This is a genomic window from Flexivirga sp. B27 (genome assembly GCF_052905685.1).
The window spans coordinates 252,653-268,898 of the sequence record NZ_JBPYUM010000005.1 but is presented as its reverse complement, the minus strand read 5'-3'; the positions used below and the strand labels follow the sequence as shown (position 1 = coordinate 268,898).

General features: G+C 68.3%; 12 protein-coding genes. 8 read left to right on the top strand and 4 right to left on the bottom strand.

Annotated elements, in window-relative coordinates; translation table 11 throughout:
* Positions 1-106 precede the first annotated feature (106 nt).
* The gene (locus ACSZL9_RS18030; protein ID WP_446666901.1) at positions 107-1,171 is read right to left on the bottom strand and encodes a P1 family peptidase; all 1,065 of its coding nucleotides are present in this window, start codon (positions 1,169-1,171) and stop codon (positions 107-109) included.
* Positions 1,172-1,212: 41 nt separating this feature from the next.
* Here ACSZL9_RS18030 and uppS point away from each other — a divergent pair, with 41 nt between their 5' ends.
* From uppS to ACSZL9_RS18015, 3 genes are all read left to right on the top strand, one after another.
* Complete coding sequence (uppS, locus tag ACSZL9_RS18025; RefSeq protein ID WP_446666900.1) at positions 1,213-1,920, top strand: polyprenyl diphosphate synthase; 708 nt, start codon at positions 1,213-1,215, stop codon at positions 1,918-1,920.
* A gap of 94 nt (positions 1,921-2,014) precedes the next feature.
* Positions 2,015-3,361, top strand: a complete 1,347-nt coding sequence (locus tag ACSZL9_RS18020; protein ID WP_446666899.1) for a cytochrome P450 — start codon at positions 2,015-2,017, stop codon at positions 3,359-3,361.
* Positions 3,362-3,382: 21 nt separating this feature from the next.
* Positions 3,383-4,387: an aldo/keto reductase family protein gene (locus ACSZL9_RS18015; protein ID WP_446666898.1), complete on the top strand. Its 1,005-nt coding sequence runs from the start codon at positions 3,383-3,385 to the stop codon at positions 4,385-4,387.
* 333 nt (positions 4,388-4,720) lie between these two features.
* Here ACSZL9_RS18015 and ACSZL9_RS18010 read toward each other — a convergent pair whose 3' ends face one another.
* Positions 4,721-5,665: a pirin family protein gene (locus tag ACSZL9_RS18010; protein ID WP_446666897.1), complete on the bottom strand. Its 945-nt coding sequence runs from the start codon at positions 5,663-5,665 to the stop codon at positions 4,721-4,723.
* Positions 5,666-5,708: 43 nt separating this feature from the next.
* Here ACSZL9_RS18010 and ACSZL9_RS18005 point away from each other — a divergent pair, with 43 nt between their 5' ends.
* The 5 genes from ACSZL9_RS18005 to ACSZL9_RS17985 all read left to right on the top strand — a co-directional run bounded on the left by ACSZL9_RS18005 (position 5,709) and on the right by ACSZL9_RS17985 (position 12,702).
* The gene (locus ACSZL9_RS18005) at positions 5,709-6,167 is read left to right on the top strand and encodes a MarR family winged helix-turn-helix transcriptional regulator (protein ID WP_446666896.1); all 459 of its coding nucleotides are present in this window, start codon (positions 5,709-5,711) and stop codon (positions 6,165-6,167) included.
* Positions 6,168-6,362: 195 nt separating this feature from the next.
* Positions 6,363-7,808: a cytochrome ubiquinol oxidase subunit I gene (locus ACSZL9_RS18000; protein ID WP_446666895.1), complete on the top strand. Its 1,446-nt coding sequence runs from the start codon at positions 6,363-6,365 to the stop codon at positions 7,806-7,808.
* Positions 7,809-7,826: 18 nt separating this feature from the next.
* Positions 7,827-8,903 (top strand): cytochrome d ubiquinol oxidase subunit II, encoded by a 1,077-nt coding sequence (cydB, locus tag ACSZL9_RS17995; protein WP_446666894.1) that lies wholly within the window; start codon positions 7,827-7,829, stop codon positions 8,901-8,903.
* A complete protein-coding gene (gene cydC, locus ACSZL9_RS17990) occupies positions 8,903-12,316 on the top strand; it encodes a thiol reductant ABC exporter subunit CydC (protein WP_446666893.1) in 3,414 nt (1,137 codons plus the stop codon). The genes cydB and cydC overlap by 1 nt, the downstream gene beginning before the upstream one ends.
* Positions 12,313-12,702: a BlaI/MecI/CopY family transcriptional regulator gene (locus tag ACSZL9_RS17985; RefSeq protein ID WP_446666892.1), complete on the top strand. Its 390-nt coding sequence runs from the start codon at positions 12,313-12,315 to the stop codon at positions 12,700-12,702. The genes cydC and ACSZL9_RS17985 overlap by 4 nt, the downstream gene beginning before the upstream one ends.
* A 9-nt stretch (positions 12,703-12,711) precedes the next feature.
* Here ACSZL9_RS17985 and ACSZL9_RS17980 read toward each other — a convergent pair whose 3' ends face one another.
* Together ACSZL9_RS17980 and ACSZL9_RS17975 are read right to left on the bottom strand one after the other, a co-directional pair.
* A complete protein-coding gene (locus tag ACSZL9_RS17980; protein WP_446666891.1) occupies positions 12,712-13,644 on the bottom strand; it encodes a M56 family metallopeptidase in 933 nt (310 codons plus the stop codon).
* A gap of 213 nt (positions 13,645-13,857) precedes the next feature.
* The gene (locus ACSZL9_RS17975) at positions 13,858-15,975 is read right to left on the bottom strand and encodes a hypothetical protein (protein WP_446666890.1); all 2,118 of its coding nucleotides are present in this window, start codon (positions 15,973-15,975) and stop codon (positions 13,858-13,860) included.
* Positions 15,976-16,246: the final 271 nt, after the last annotated feature.

Sequence of the window (16,246 nt, the reverse complement as noted above, 5' to 3'; positions counted from 1 at the left end):
CCGTGGTCTCGATACGCGAGTTCCCCCGCTCCGGCACCCCACGAAGTTCCTCCCCCGCTTCGCTCCTCCAAATACTTCGCGGGGACCCCGCCTGCTCCTCCCCTCGCTACTCGACCGACGGAGTGAGAACGCCTGCTGCTGCGCACTTCTCGCGCACGACATCCAGCGGCACGGCGTGCTTGGTGTGCCCGTGGAAACCGTGCGTGGTGGTCGCCAGGAAGAGTGAGTCCAGCACCGCTTCGGCGACAGCTTCCTGAACGGCGAAGAAGATCGGGTTGAGGTGCTGGTCGGGTATGCCGCGACGCCCCCCGGTGTCGAAGGCGATCGCGTAGTCGCCACTGCCTTGCGCGAAGTCGGAGCCGACTCGCGCCATACCGAAGACCGCGCGGGTGGCGACCCGGGCGAGTTGTCGAGCGTCCAGTCCGGCGTCGGTCGCGACGATCAGCATGCACGAATTGCCTTGCGGCTGCTGGTCACACGTCGCACCGAGCGCGTCCTGCGGAGTGATCGGCACACCACGCACGGTGAGTGTCCCGGAGAAGTTCGTCTGCGCGAGCACTCCGAGTGTGCAGGATCGCCCGCCGAGGTCAACGACGCGCGACGAGCTGCCGATGCCGCCCTTGAAGCCGAGTGCGGCGGTTCCGGTCCCGGCGCCGACGCACCCCTGCTCGACCGGGTCGACGGTCGCCGAGCGCAGCGCCTCCAGCACGTGCGTCTCGGTGATCGGTCGGCTGCGTATGTCGGAGAGGTAGCCGTCGTTGGTCTCACCGACGACCGGGTTGAGCGACTCCACGTGCTCGTTGCCGGGTTTGCTCAGCACATAGGTGACCAGCGCGTCGGCGACGCGGAACGCGGACAGCGTGCCCGTCAGCACGATCGGCGTCTCGAGCTCACCCAGCTCCACCAATTGCGTTGCGCCCACGAGTTTTCCGTAGCCGTTGCCGACGAACAGTCCCGCTGGGAGCCGACCGCCTGCGATGTCCACCGCATCCGGCACGATGGCGGTGACGCCGGTGTGCAACCTGGTGCCGTCATGGATCGTCACGTGTCCGACCCGCACTCCGGGAACGTCGACGATCGTGTTCGTCGGACCCGGCGTTCCGACACCCGGCGCCAGTCCGAGTGCTCGAGCCCGCTTGGTCGAAGTGTCAGGTTCTTCATCCCGTGGCATGGCTGCAACCGTAGACGGGTCGGCGCTGGGAGAATCAGTGTATGAAGAGTTCAGCGTCGACCGTCGTCGAGATGCCCAGACACGTCGGGCTGATCATGGACGGCAACCGCCGGTGGGCGCGTGCTGCGGGACTGGCACGGGTCAGCGAAGGGCATCGTGCCGGCGCGGATCACCTCGAGGACGTGCTCGGGTGGTTGACCGAGCGCGGCATACAGCATGTGAGTGTCTACGTCCTTTCGGCGGACAACATTCGGAAGCGGGATGCCGACGAGGTCGCTTACCTGTTTCGGCTCATCGAGTCGGTCGTGCCGGTCCAGGCTCGGCAGTGGAGTGACTGGCAACTGCACATCGCAGGCGACCTCGCGCTACTGCCCGAGTCGTGCGCGACTGCACTACGCGATGCGGTCGAAGTGACACGAAACCGTCGATCCCACCTCACGCTCGCTATCGGTTACGACCCCAAGGAGGCTGTCCGAGACGCGGTCCGCGGGCTGCTGGCCGAGGGGGTCGATGTCGAGGACGATGCGCTCGTCGCCGCCATCTCCGACCGCCTTCCCGGTGGACCGATCAAGGACATCGACCTGGTGGTCCGCACCAGCGGTGAGCACCGGATCTCGGGATTCTTCCCGTGGCAGAGCCAACACGCGGAGATCGTCTTCAGCGACAAGATGTGGCCGTCATTCGCAGAGAAGGATCTCGACGCAGCGCTCGCGGAGTACACACGGCGACGTCGTGCGGCTGCGAGCTGATTCGCGTCTTTCGCAGCGGCCCGGGGTGGCGCCCCGCCGAATTCGCGCCTACTGTGAAGTGAGTCACTACACCTGTCGTAAACGCGGAGGCGTGATGAGGACAGCAGACAGCATGAAGCGCGGCGTGCGCTGGGGACTCGGCCACGGGTTGCCCGGCGGCCTGATGCGTGTCGCCGCACGCAAGGGCGACTTCCAGGGGCGCATGACCACCGAGGCCGAGCGGGTCAGCACCCAGGGGCTGTTGCCGCTCATCGAGGAGATCCGCGATGCGGGCACGATGGCACGGTGGCGCCTCGGACACATTACCGTCGGGCACGAAGCGGTGCGAGAAACGTTGAGCAGCAACGATGTTCATGCCGGATTCGTCTTCGAGGAGCGCACGCTCCTCGGCAAGGTAGGCCGCTGGGCCAAGCGTGACGGGCTCAACCCGGTGGAGTCTCCCTCGCTGCTGGCCGTCGAGCCTCCGGACCACACCCGCTACCGCAAACTGGTCACCCGGGTCTTCACCGCACGCGCCGTGGAGAAGCTGCGCGTGCGCACCGAGGAGATCGCGCACGACCTGCTCGCCGAGATCCCGGCTGACCGCCCCGTCGACCTGGTCGAGTCCTACTGCGCGAAGCTGCCGGTCGAGGTGATCTCGGAGATCCTCGGTGTCCCCGCGAGCGACCGCGCACTCGTGCTGAAGCTCGGGACGCTGGCAGCTCCGAGTCTGGACATGGGGCTGCGCTGGCGCGACTTCGTCGAGGTGGAGGACGCCCTCGACGAGTTCGACGCCTGGCTCGCCGACCATCTCGCGCAGGTGCGACGGGACCCGGGCGACGACCTTTTCAGCCAACTGGTGCGGGTCAGCGACGAGGAGGAGCACCTCACCGAGCGCGAGCTCAAGGCGACCGCCGGGCTGGTCCTGGCCGCCGGGTTCGAGACCACGGTCAACCTGCTGGGCAACGCGATCCGGCTGCTCGACGAGCACCCGGAGCAGCAGCAAATGCTGCGCGACGATCCGAGCCGCTGGCCGAACGCCGTCGAAGAGGTGCTGCGCTTCGACCCGCCGGTGCTGCTCACCGGCCGGCAGGTGAGCCGTGACACCGAGATCGTCGGACAGCGTTTGCGGGCAGGCGAATTGGTGATCACGGTGCTCGCGGGAGCCAACCGTGATCCGGCGGTCTTCGACGAGCCGAATCGCTTCGACATACAACGTGCGAACGCCCGTGACCACATCTCCTTCTCGGCCGGCCGGCACTACTGCCTCGGTGCGGCGTTGGCCCGGATGGAGGGTGAAGTCGCGCTGCGTGCGTTCTACGACCGGTTCGGACAGGTCGAGTTGCTGCCCGGTGCGGAGCGACGCCCGACGCGCATCCTGCGCGGCTGGGAGAACCTCCCCGCTCGCCTCACGTCGGCCGATCGGCCGCAGACCGCTGACGTCGTGCAAGCTGCTTCCTGAGCCGCGACGTACGGTGATCACATGGACTTTCGTTACCTCGGCAATTCGGGTCTGAAGATCTCGGAGATCACCTACGGCAACTGGCTGACCCACGGGTCGCAGGTCGAGAACGACGCCGCGATCGCGTGCGTTCGCGCGGCACTCGACGCGGGCATCACGACGTTCGACACCGCGGACGTCTACGCGAACACTGCGGCGGAGAGCGTGCTCGGTGAAGCGCTCAAGGGTCAACGCCGGGAGAGCCTGGAGATCTTCACGAAGGTCTACTTCCCGACCGGCCCGAAGGGCCACAACGACACCGGTCTGTCGCGCAAGCACATCACCGAGTCGATCAACGGGTCGCTGCAGCGGCTCGGCACCGACCACGTCGACCTCTATCAGGCGCACCGCTATGACTACGAGACGCCGCTGGAGGAGACCATGCAGGCGTTCGCGGACCTCGTCCGGGCCGGCAAGGTGCTGTATGTCGGCGTCAGCGAGTGGACCGCCGAGCAGCTGCGTGAGGGACACAAACTCGCGAAAGACCTGGGTTTCCAACTGACCTCGAACCAACCGCAGTATTCAATGCTGTGGCGGGTCATCGAGGAGCAGGTCGTGCCGGCGTCCAAGGAGCTGGGCATCTCGCAGATCGTCTGGTCGCCGGTCGCCCAGGGAATCCTGACCGGGAAGTACAAGCCGGGCGAGCAGCCGCCGGCAGGCAGCCGCGCCACCGACGAGAAGGGTGGCGCTGACACGATCTCCGGGTTCATGAACGACGAAACCCTCACCGGTGTGCAGCAACTCGTGCCGATCGCCGCCGACCTCGGGTTGACCATGGCGCAGCTCGCCGTGGCCTGGGTGTTGCAGAACGACAACGTCGCCAGCGCGCTCATCGGCGCGTCCCGCCCCGAGCAGGTCACCGAGAACGTCCAAGCCTCCGGCGTGAAGTTGGATGCCGACGTGCTGAGCCGGATCGATGACGCGCTCGGCGGTCTCGCGCAGCGTGACCCGTCGCTGACCAAGTCACCCGAGCACCGCGTCGCCTAGCACCGAGAGGTGGCCGAGGAGTTCGTGAGCTCCGCCCTGAGGAGCCGCGCGAGGAACGAGCGGGCGTCACGAAGGGGAACGAGCGAACGTCTCGAGGTCCCTCTGACGTGCGGGACCTCGAGACGCTCGTTCCTCGCTCCTCGGCCACGTCAGGTCGCGCCTCTCGATACGGCCTCGCCTAGCGGCTTGGCCTACTCGACCAACTTGGGTGCGTGAATCAAGGTGGTTGAGTAGTCGGGGGAGCGAAGCGGAGGAGACGTATCGAAACCTCCTGTGGTCTCGATACGGCCTCGCCTAGCGGCTCGGCCTACTCGACCCGCTTGGGTGGCTCCGCTACTCGACCAGCTTGGGGCGGGGTTTGCGTGGCTTCAGTCGCACCGGGGGCATCTCCGGTGCCGGGATGCGGTCGATCGGGCCGTCATACCCCTCGACGGTGCCGAATCGCCCTGAGTCCGCTTGCCATTCGTCACGCGCGGCGACGATCTCCTCGTGTGTGCGGGCGATGAAGTTCCACCACATGATGATGTCCTCGTCGAGCGGCACACCGCCGATGAGGACCGCGCGGACCGCGGAGTCGCCGGACATGAAACGGATGTGCTCGCGGCCGCTGTCGACGAGGCCGAGGTCGGCGTGGCGTAGCGCCAGCGCTTCCTCCTCCAGCGCGTCGCCGGGGGCGATCGTCAGGTCGCCGTCGTCCAGCAGGACCGCGTGCTCGAAGTCCGGGTCGACCGCGACGTCGACGGCAGTGCCGGGCGCCAGCTCGACCTCCGCGGCGACGAGCGGGCTGAAGGTGCGGACCGGCGAAGCGGCCCCCGCCAAGTCGCCGACGAAGACGCGAGCGGTGGCCTGACCGGCCATCACCGGCAGCTCGGTCACCGGCGTCACGAAGTGGTCGAATCCGTTGCTGCCGGCGCGATCAACGTCCGGCTGCGCGACCCACAGCTGCACGCCGCGCAGGTTGTCAGAGCGCGACACCTCCGAGTGACTGATGCCGTCGCCGGCCGTCATCAGGTTGACCTCGCCGGGGTTGATCAGCTGCACGTTGCCGGCGCTGTCGCGGTGCTCGATCTGCCCCTCGAAGATCCAGGTGACGGTCTGGAGACCGCAGTGCGGGTGCGGCGCGACGTCCATCGGGGTCGTGGACGGGCCGAAATGGTCAACGAAACACCATGCGCCCACCAGGGTGCGTTCGCGGTGCGGCAGCGTGCGTCGGACCGTCATAGCGCGCAATCCACCGAGCGGGACTTCGCGAGGCTCGATGGTCTGCATGGTCGTCATCGGACCACCATAACCTCTCAAATTTGAAGTTAGAATCGATCCGATGGCGACCTCCCGTGTGCACATGTGGCGCTCCTACTTCGAGTCGAGCGTGCTGTTGCAGAACGCGCTCGACGACCAGTTCCGGGCGACCTCCGATCTGACACTGGCCGAATACAACCTGTTGCTGCTGCTCGACGAAGCACCGGACCGCCGGCTGCGGATGGGTGACCTCGCCCGCGGCATGGTCTTCTCCAGCAGCCGATTGAGCTATCAGATCGGCGTGCTGGAGAAGCGCGGGCTCGTCCGCCGGGAGCGGGACGCAGGCGACGCGCGCGTCATACACGCTTGTATGACGGCTGCCGGCAAGGAGAAGTTCGACGACTCGGGACGGTCGCACCTCATGGCGGTGCGGGAGTTGTTCCTGGACGATCTCGATGCCGACGAGGTCGCCGTCCTCGAGGCCGTCTTCAACCGGCTCAAGTCACGGCTGCGGGAGCCGCATCCCCACGACGTCCTCTGACGCGCTGCGGCGCCGAACTGCCGCCGCCCCTTCGACCGAGCGGACACGATCACCACTGAGCGGACACGAAAATCGCCCCGCTTTTCGTGTCCGCTCAGTGCATTGTGTGTCCGCTCGGTGGGGGCGTGGCGCTACTACCGGAAGTAGTAGTACCGTTGATTACGACATCACGTAGTAGTCAACGGAGGAGACGGCGTGGACGCCCTCGATCTGGCGCGGTGGCAATTCGCCATCACGACGGTCTACCACTTCCTGTTCGTGCCGATCACGATCGGACTGTCGGCGATCGTCGCCGGCTTCCACACGTGGTACCTCCGCCGCCGGAACCCCGAACTGCTCCGATTGGCAAAGTTTTTCGGCAAGCTCTTCACGATCAACTTCGCGCTCGGCCTGGTCACCGGCATCGTCCAGGAGTTCCAGTTCGGGATGAACTGGTCCGACTACAGCAAGTTCGTCGGTGACATCTTCGGTGCGCCGCTGGCCTTCGAGGCGCTGCTGGCGTTCTTCATGGAGTCGACCTTCCTGGGCCTGTGGATCTTCGGCTGGGGGCGCATCCCGGAGAAGATCCACGTCGCCTGCATCTGGATCGTGCACATAGGGACGGTGCTGTCGGCATACTTCATCCTCGCCGCCAACTCCTTCATGCAGCATCCGGTCGGCTACAAGTACAACCCGCAGACCGGCCGCGCCGAGCTGACCGACTTCATCGCCGTGCTCACCAACAAGGTGCAGCTGGTGACCTTCCCGCACGTGCTGACCGCGGCATACCTCTGCGGCGGCGCGCTGGTGATGGGCGTCGGGCTGTGGTCGATGCGGCGCCATGGGCACGACAAGCAGATGTATCGCAAGGCGGCCCGAGTCGGCGCCGTCGTGACCTTGATCGCCGGCATCGGCGTCTCCATCTCCGGCGATGCCCAGGGCAAGGTGATGACCGAGGTCCAGCCGATGAAAATGGCTGCGGCAGAAGCGCTTTACCAGACCCGCGACAGCTGCGCGGAGTTCTCGATCTTCACCATCGGATCCCTCGACGGCGAGCACGAGAAATTCTCCGTCACCGTGCCCTGCGTCCTGAGCTTCCTCGGGACCGGGTCGTTCGATGGCAAGGTCGAGGGCATCGACGACCTGAAGCGCGAACTGCCCGGACAGATCTCCCAGGCCGCGGAGCAACGCGGTGAGCCCGCACGCTACGTGCAACCCGCCGACGCGGTCTTCACCCCCAACATCCCGTTGGCCTACTGGTCCTTCCGGCTGATGATCGGCATCGGAATGCTCGCCTCGGCCATCTCGGTCGTCGTGCTCTGGCTGACGCGCAAGGGCCGCTCGGAGGTGCCGCGGTGGTTGGTCTTCGCCGGTGTCGTCGCACCGCTGCTTCCGTTGCTGGGCAACAGTTTCGGCTGGATCTTCACCGAGACCGGACGCCAGCCGTGGTTGGTGTATGGCGTCATGACCACCTCCTCGGGAGTGTCCCCGAGCGTCACAGCCGGCACGGTGATCACCTCGATGGTCGTCTTCACGATCCTGTATGCCGCCCTGGCCGTCGTCGAGGTGAAGCTGATGCTCGACTACACCCGGCGCGGCGCGGACCCCTACAAACCCACGGAACAGACGGCGGACGACGAACCGCTGGCGTTCTCCTACTGAGACTGAAGGGAATTCGCGATGTCTCTGGAAACGTTCTGGTTCATCCTGATCGGTGTCCTGTGGGCCGGCTACCTGGTCCTGGAGGGCTTCGACTTCGGCGTCGGCATGCTGCTCGCGATCATCGGCCGCGGCCGCTCCAAGGAGGAGACCAACGCCAAGCGGCGGCTGATGCTGACCACCATCGGGCCGTTCTGGGACGGCAACGAGGTCTGGCTGATCACGGCCGGCGGCGCGATGTTTGCAGCCTTCCCCGCTTGGTACGCAACGATGTTCAGCGGTTTCTACCTCGCCATGCTCCTGCTCCTCGTCGCGCTCATCCTGCGCAACATGGGCCTGGACTACCGCTACAAGCGGGACAGTGACCGGTGGCGCGCCGGCTGGGACACCGTCATCATCGGCGGCTCGGTGCTGCCGCCGCTGCTGGTCGGAGTGGCGCTCACCAACCTGATCCACGGCGTCCCCGTCAATGCCGACGGCAACTTCACCGGCAACTTCTTCACCCTGCTCAACCCGATGAGCCTGCTGGGTGGGCTGACCCTGGTGGCCGTCTCCCTGGTGCACGGCGCGTTCTTCCTCGCACTCAAGACGAGCGGTGATATCCGGGAGGAAGCGCGCACTGCGGCACGCCGATTTGCCCCGGTGGCAGCGGTTCTCGCGATCGCGCTGCTGGTGTGGGTCAACGTGCACACTGGCACGGTCTGGTCCTGGCTGGTCGCCGCAATCGGGGTGGTCGCATTCGTCGGAGCGTTCCTCGCCGACCGGCTGGGCCGTGACGGCATCGCCTTCTCCGGGACGTTCGTCACGATCGGCGCGACCGTGGCGTGCTACTTCCTGGCGGCATACCCGGACGTCATGCCGAGCACCACCGACGCGGCATACAGCCTCACCGTGACGGGCGCGGCGAGCTCGCACCTGACGCTGCAGATCATGACCGGTGCTGCGCTCGTCTTCACCCCGATCGCGGTGCTCTACTCGGCCTGGAACTATTGGGTCTTCCGCAAGCGGATCTCGATCGATCACATTGCGCCGCAGACCGATCCGCTCGCGCCAGTGGATATCCGGACAAGCATTGAGACGGGCACCGGGACGCGCTGATGCGACCCTTCGATCCGCGACTGCTGCGAGCCGATCCCGGTGTCCGGCGCCCGCTGGTGGTGCTGGGCGCCATCGGCGTCCTGCAGGGTGTGCTGGCGATCGGCCAGGCGCTCGCGATCGCGGCGCTCGTCGTCGCCGTCGTGCGGGACCAGCTGCTGCTCGGGCCGTCGATGTTGGTGATCGCCGTCTTCGGTGTGCGCGCTGTGCTCGGAGCGACGGCGGAACGCGTTGCCGCGTGGGCCGGTTCGTCGGTCGCTGCCAGGTTGCGGCGACGGACGCTGGGAGCGTGGCTGCTCGGCACCGTCGACAGCCGGCCCGGCGAGACGGTGATGCTGACGCGTGCCACCAAGGGCCCGGAGGCCGTCGAGCCGTATGTCGCCCGCTACCTCCCGGCGTTGATCAGCGCGGCGGTCGTGCCCGTGCTCGCGCTGGTGGCGCTGGCCGTCACCGACTGGGTCAGCGCGCTCATCGTGCTGCTGACGTTGCCGCTGCTGCCGCTCTTCGCCGCGCTGATCGGCATGCACACACGGGACGAGACGGCGGCCCGATGGCGCGAGACCGACCGGCTGACAGGGCATTTCCTCGATGTGATGCGCGGGCTGCCGACGCTGGTGAACTACCAGCGGGCGGAGCATCAGGTGGGGCTGGTGCGCGCGGTCGGGGAGCGCTGGCGGCGGGCAACGGTGCGGACCCTGCGCACGGCGTTCCTCAGCTCGGCGGCCCTGGAGTTGCTCGCGACCATCTCGGTGGCGATCGTGGCCGTCGCGGTCGGCCTGCGGCTGGTCAGTGGTGGGATGGATCTGCACGTCGGTCTGGTCGCCATACTCCTGGCGCCGGAGGCGTATTGGCCGATCCGACGGGTCGGCCAGGAGTTCCACGCCGCCGCCGACGGTGCCCAGGCCATCGACGAATTGCTGGGCGAGCACGACGGACGAGCCACGCGGTCCGACGCAGCGGGCACGACGCTGTGTGCACGCGGCCTCGGCTACCGGCATGCCGGCTCGCGGCACCTCGTGGTGCATGATCTCGACCTGGACTGCGAGCCCGGACTCACCGTCCTCACTGGGCCGTCCGGCAGCGGCAAGACCACGATGCTGGACCTGCTCGCGGGCGTCCGCGCGCCGACCCATGGATCGATCGAGCGGCTCGCGACGGTGCACTACGTGACGCAGCGGCCGTTCCTGGTGCCGGGCACGGTCGCCGACAACCTCGTGCTCGGCGGCAACGTGCTCCCGCAGGGCACCGACTGGCTGCCCGAGCCGTTGCGGAGGCTGCCCGACGGGCTGCGCACGGTGCTCGGAGACGACGGCTTCGGGCTGTCGGCCGGGCAGCGGGCACTGCTGGCGCTCACCCGCGCCAGGTTGTCCGATGCGTCGGTCATCCTGCTGGACGAACCGACCGCGCACCTCGACCAGGCAATGCGCCCGGCAGTCAGCAGACTCGTCCGCGATCTGGCGGCGCACCGCGCCGTCGTCATCGCCACGCACGACGAGAGCCTGATCGCGTTGGCGGACAAGGAGATTCACCTCGAAGGCCTCGAGACGCTCGTGCCTCGCTCCTCGACCATCTCGGTTGAGGGCCTCGAGACGCTCGTGCCTCGCTCCTCGGCCATCTCCGGGGAGCGGGGGAGCGCAGCGGGGGCCCTTCGAGACGGTCGCTCGTCCCTCACGACCTCCTCAGGGACCGCCGTTGATGGTGCCACTCTTGTATGGCGCCCCGCCCCTGGCGTGCTGCGTGCCTCCGTCGTCGGAGCACTGGCATCCGTCTGCGGCGTGGCGCTGACCGCGACCTCGGGATGGCTGATCGTGCAGGCGAGCACGCGACCGCCGGTGCTGACTCTGATGGTTGCCATCGTGTGTGTCCGCGCATTCGGCATCGGGCGGCCGGTGCTGCGGTATGCCGAGCGGATCGGCTCCCACGACGCCGCGCTGGGGGACCTGGTCCGACGACGTGCCGCGCTGTTCAGCAGGCTCATCCCGCTCACCCCGGCAGCGTTGGGGCGTCGTCGCCGCGCGGACGTGCTGACCGGGGCGGTCAGCGATCTGGACGACGAAGTTGACGTGCAGGTGCGTGCATTGGTCCCACTGCTCGGCGCAGCGCTGACCGGTGTGTTGACCGTTGCCGTGGTCTTTGTGCTGCACCCGCCGAGCGGGCTGGTGCTCGCGGCGGCGCTCGCAGTGCTGGCGGCCGTCGCTTGGTGGGACTATCGGCTGGAGAGCGCCGGCCAGCGACAGTCCGTCGACGCACGAGCGAGAGTGCACGACGCAGCAGCACTGATCACCACCAATCTCCCGGCGGTGCAAGCGATCTCGGCATCAGCACCGTTGCTTGCCGACCTCGACGATGCTGCTCGGGACAGCACTCGTGCTGTCGTCCGGCAGGCACGTGGCCGCTCCGTCGGCGTCGCGCTCACCACGGCATTCGCCGGTGTCGCGACGGTGCTCACGGCGGTCGTCGCGCAGCAGGGTCTGGCCGACGGGCGTCTCGACGCACCGATCGCCGCTCTCCTCGTGCTCGGCCCGCTCGCGCTCACCGACGTGCTGGCCGCGGTGCCGGACGCGGTCGGCGCCGCCGCGCGTGGCCGATGGGCGCACCGTCGGCTGGGTCGCCTGACCGATCAGCGACCCGGCGTGCAGGATCTAACGCCCGGCGCGGTCGCCGAACGTCCGGAGGGAGCGCGCACCGACATACGACTGCAGGACGTCCGCGCGTCGTGGACGGGCGAGGCGGCAGACCTGGCCGTGCCGGACTTCCACGTCAGGGCCGGCGAACGGATCAGCGTCACCGGTCCCAACGGCGCCGGCAAGTCCACCCTGCTGGCCGTGCTTGCGCGGCACCTCGAAACCGACTGCGGCAGCTACGTGTTCGGCGGTGTCGACGTGCAGCACAGCACGCTGGCCGACATACGGTCACGGCTGGCGATCGTGGACGATGAGCCGCATGTCTTCGCCGGCACTGTGCGTGCCAACCTGCTGCTCGCGCGACCCGACGCCGATGACGCAGCGGTCGCCCGGGCACTGGTCGATGCCGGACTCGGGCGGTGGCTGGCCGCGCTGCCGGACTGGCTGGACACCGAGCTCGATGCGGACCGGACCGTCAGCGGCGGCGAACGCACCCGGCTGGCGATCGCTCGCGCGTTGCTCTCGGGGCGGCCGGTGCTGCTGCTGGACGAGCCGGTGGCTCACCTGGACTCGCCGACGGCCCGTGCCGTCCTGCGCGATCTGCGTATGGCGGCACCCGACGCGTCCGTCGTCGTCGTGTCGCACCAGGCGGTTGCCGACCTGGAGCCGCACCGGGAGTTCGCCCTCCGAGCTGCGTCCGGGACCGACCGGTCGCTGAGCGGGAAGGCACGAGTCGCCGGATCGGGGCGCGAGCGCGCCATACCGGCGGGTAAGGATACTGTGTCGTGGTGAGGAAGGCACGATCCGAGCTCGGTGAGCTCGAGAGCGCGGTGATGGAGCAGCTGTGGGCACTCCCGCAGGACGGTTGGTTGTCGGTCCGCGAGGTGCACGAGCGGCTGGTCGACCGCGAGTTGGCCTACACCACCGTGATGACCGTGCTGGACCGGCTGGCCAAGAAGGACCTCGTCAGCCGTGAGCGCGCCGGACGGGCGTGGCGCTATCGCGCGGCGTCGACCAGGGACGCGCTGACCGCCGAGGTGCTGCAGTCGAGCCTGGCTCCGCTGGCGCCCGACGATCGGAAGGCGGCACTGCTGCACTTCCTGGACAACGCGTCCGCCGAGGACCTCGACGTGTTGCGTGCCGGCCTGGCCGACGTAGAGCGCAAGCACCACCGCTGAGCCTGCAGCTCAGCCCAACCCCAGCAGCGCACCCCACGCGATGACACCGGTGCCGAGCAGCACGAGCGCCGCCGCACACAGGACGATCGTCGCCAGCGCCCGGTGCGGCCGCTGATCGGCGAGCAGCTCCATCCGGCGAGCGGCGGGTGCGCCGCCGATGCCGAGCGTGGCGTCCGGGTGCGGACCCCCGGCGAGGTGCACCAGCCCGCGCGCCACCGCGACCGGCCCGACCGATCGGCACGCGGCACGGTCGGCGAGTAGCTCGATGAGCAGCCGCACCTCGCGCATCCCACGGTCGCTGCGGATCGCCCGCGGCACGGCGGTGTGCAGCACGGTGAAGAACTCCAGGACGAGGTCGTGCCGCAGTCGCAGGTGCGCTCGCTCGTGAGCCAGGACACCGGCCAGCTCGTCCTCGGGCAGTGCGTGAATCGTGCTGTCGGTCAACACAACTCGCTGCCTGCGGCCGGGGATGCAGTAGGCGGTCGGAGTCGGGTGCGCCAACACTGTCACCGCCGCAGGGTATGGCGCCTCCGACCGCGGATCACCCAACAGGTCGACGAGCTCGGCATGCTCGCGCCGGGACGCGCGCAACGAGCGCCCGATCCGATGACCCTGCAGCAGCAACCGGGCGATGATCAGCCCCGAGATGAACAGGCCGACGATCAGCAATGGCACGTTCGCCTCCGGCTCGGGGATCTGCCGCCCGTCCCGCACTGTCTGCAGGATCGCCAGTGGCGCCAGGCACACCGAAGCGAAGATCGCGGACAACGAAATCGCTTGCCACAGCAGCAGAGCCGGTCCGGGCACGCGCTGCAGCACGGTGAGCCGCGGCAGCAGTCGCGGGACCGGCCACACCAGCAGCACCGCGACCACGAACAACCCTGCCGTCAGCACGACGTCATTGTCGCCGAAGGTCAGGTATGCCGGGACGCGCCCCGGCATACCTGCACATAATCCTCAACGGTTGCGGGTTGTGCGCGGGTGGACGCCGTGTCGCGTGAATAACCCTCAACGGTCGTGGGTTGTGCGCACCTGGAGGCCGTGTCGCGTGAATAACCCTCAACAGTCGCGGGTTGTGCGCAGCTAGGCGCCGTGTCGCGTGCATAAGCCTCAACAGTCGAGGGCTGTGCACGGCGAAACGCCGAAGCGCGGTGACTAATCCTTCAGCGGGACGGCATACAGCGTGGTGTCACTGCCGATCGAGGCAACGCAGTAGGCGACCTTGCTCGTGCCGCCGCGAGGGATGCTGACCTGACCGGAGGTCTGCTTGGCGGGTCCGAGGGACTTGCCCTGCTCGGTGGCGGTCAGCACGTTGTCACCGGACTTGCTCCAGCTGTTGTGCTGCGAGATGGCGATGGGCGACCACTTCGACGCGATCACATGACTGTCCCCGGTGGTCATGTCGATCCAGGTGTTGCCGGCCACGGCCCAGCTCTCGTCCGGCGCCAGCATGAAGTTGTTGGGGAAGACCGCCGGCTTGATCGGTGCGCTGGTTATCCGCGGGCGCAGCTTCGGCAACGAGAAGGCCCGCACCAGCGAGGCTTCCGAGTCGTCGTCGGGGACGAACGCCGTCACCAGCTGATCGCCGGTCGCGGCGACGAAGGTGCCCGGCGTGGTGTTGCGGGGTGCCTTGAGTTTCTTGGGTTTCGGAACCTTCTTCGGATCCTTGACCAGCCAGACCCGGCCGCGCGAGTCGGTCGCCACCAGCGTGCCGCCGCTGAGCACCGCGACCGGGTTCGAGCCCTCCGGCAGTGCGCGACGGACCAGCTTGTCGGCATACAGGATGAAGGCGCTCTTGTCGTCGTCCGGCTTGGTGATGATGACCCCGCTGCGGGTGAGCGCGACGCTCCACTTGGGCTCCAGCGGCCAGGTCTTGGGATCGCCTCCGGACAGCGGGTAGGCGAGTAGTTGATTCTGGGTGCCGATCAGCACGGACTGCGTGCCGTCGATCGGCACCAGCGTCGGACCGTGGGACACGACGGCCTCGACGGGCAGGTCGGCCTTCCACGTCGCCTTCCCGGTCTCGGCGTCGAAGGACACGACCTGGGTGCCGCCGGTGGTGTCGTTGTCGACCGTGCAGATCAGTTGCTTCTCGGTCACCGCGAGTTGCGGCGCCACGTCGGACAGCTTCACGACGGACCACAGGTAGCTCGACGGAAGGCCGGCCGGCGCCCTGATGCCGTCGGGCAGCTGGGTGCCGCTCACGGTCGGTGTCGGCGCGGTCTTGGTGTCGTCGTCACGGAGCGCGAAGAAGCCGCCGGCAGCCGCACCCACGAGCACCAGCGCCCCGGCGCCGCCGAGCAACAAGGTGCGTCGGGTCGTCCGGGCGGACGACGTCGGCTCCGGCTCGTCCTCGGCGTAGAGGTCGGGTTCGCGGTCGGACCCGGCGTCGGCACCGGGCTGGTAGTCGCGGTGCGCGCCGACCTCGGTCGTGGTCGTGGGGATCGGCCGTCCGAAGTCGTCGGTGAGTGCCGCCGTCGGTGCCGCGACGGGCTCGGTCTGTGGCTCCGTGGCGTCGTGGTCGATGTATGCCGGCTGCGGCTCCGGCTCGTCGGGGATCTCCTCGTGCTCCGGGGAGTCCTGCGCACGATCCTCCTGCGCGCCGTCCTGCAGCGGCCGGAATGCGTTGACCGGCTCGTCCTGCGCGATCGCCGGGTGCTCCGGCGGGACCTTCGACGCCGCGCGGCTGGCGGCGGGGATCCGTTGCGGTGTGCCGTCCGGGGCGAGGGCGATGTGCCAGACCCGTCCGTCGGGGGTGCGGCCCACCACGCGCACCGTCCGGCCGGCGGCGTGCGTGTCGGCGCGCTCGCGGGCGACGCGCAACAGCTGGTCGTAGGGATCCTCGCCGCGGGTCAGCGGGATCTGCTCGTCGTCGACGAGGCCGATCAGCTGGTCGTCGTGCTCCTGCAGCTCGATGACGTGCGCGACATCGTCCGGGACATGATCCGGGCCGTGATCCTGCTGCTGCGGGGCGTGCGCGTCGGATGCGTGCTCGTCGGGTGCCGGGACCTCCCACGCGTCACCGTCCGGCCCGATGGCCAGGTGGAAGGTGTCGCCGTCCTGCGTCATACCGATGACGCGGATGGTCTCGCCGGGCCGCGTGCGGTCGGCGCGCCGGCGCGCCTCGCGGATGAGCGCGCGATGGGTGCCGACTCCTGGCGGTATGGCGACCTGCTCGTCGTCCAGCCACGCGGTGGGTGCCCCGTGCGCGTCGTTCTGCACTCGCAGGACGAACGCCGGGCGCGGCGGTACGTCGTGTGCGTGCTCTGTCATGGCGCTTTCGAGTCGGTGACGGCGGAGCGGTCCGGACCGGGAATGTTACCGGTGGGTCAGGACGACCGGCGGGGCATCTCACCGTCGCCCAACGGCGAGTGTGGCACGGCTGGCGCGAACCTCCCACAGCGCGCTGCGGCTGAAACCTGTTCGTGATCTTTGCCGTGCGGTCGATGTGGCCGTATATCCAAATATTGTACCGACAGTAGATAGGTGCAGAAAGCGACAGCGACCGCGGCTCGCCCGGGCCCGCCCCGCGCCGCTCTGGCCG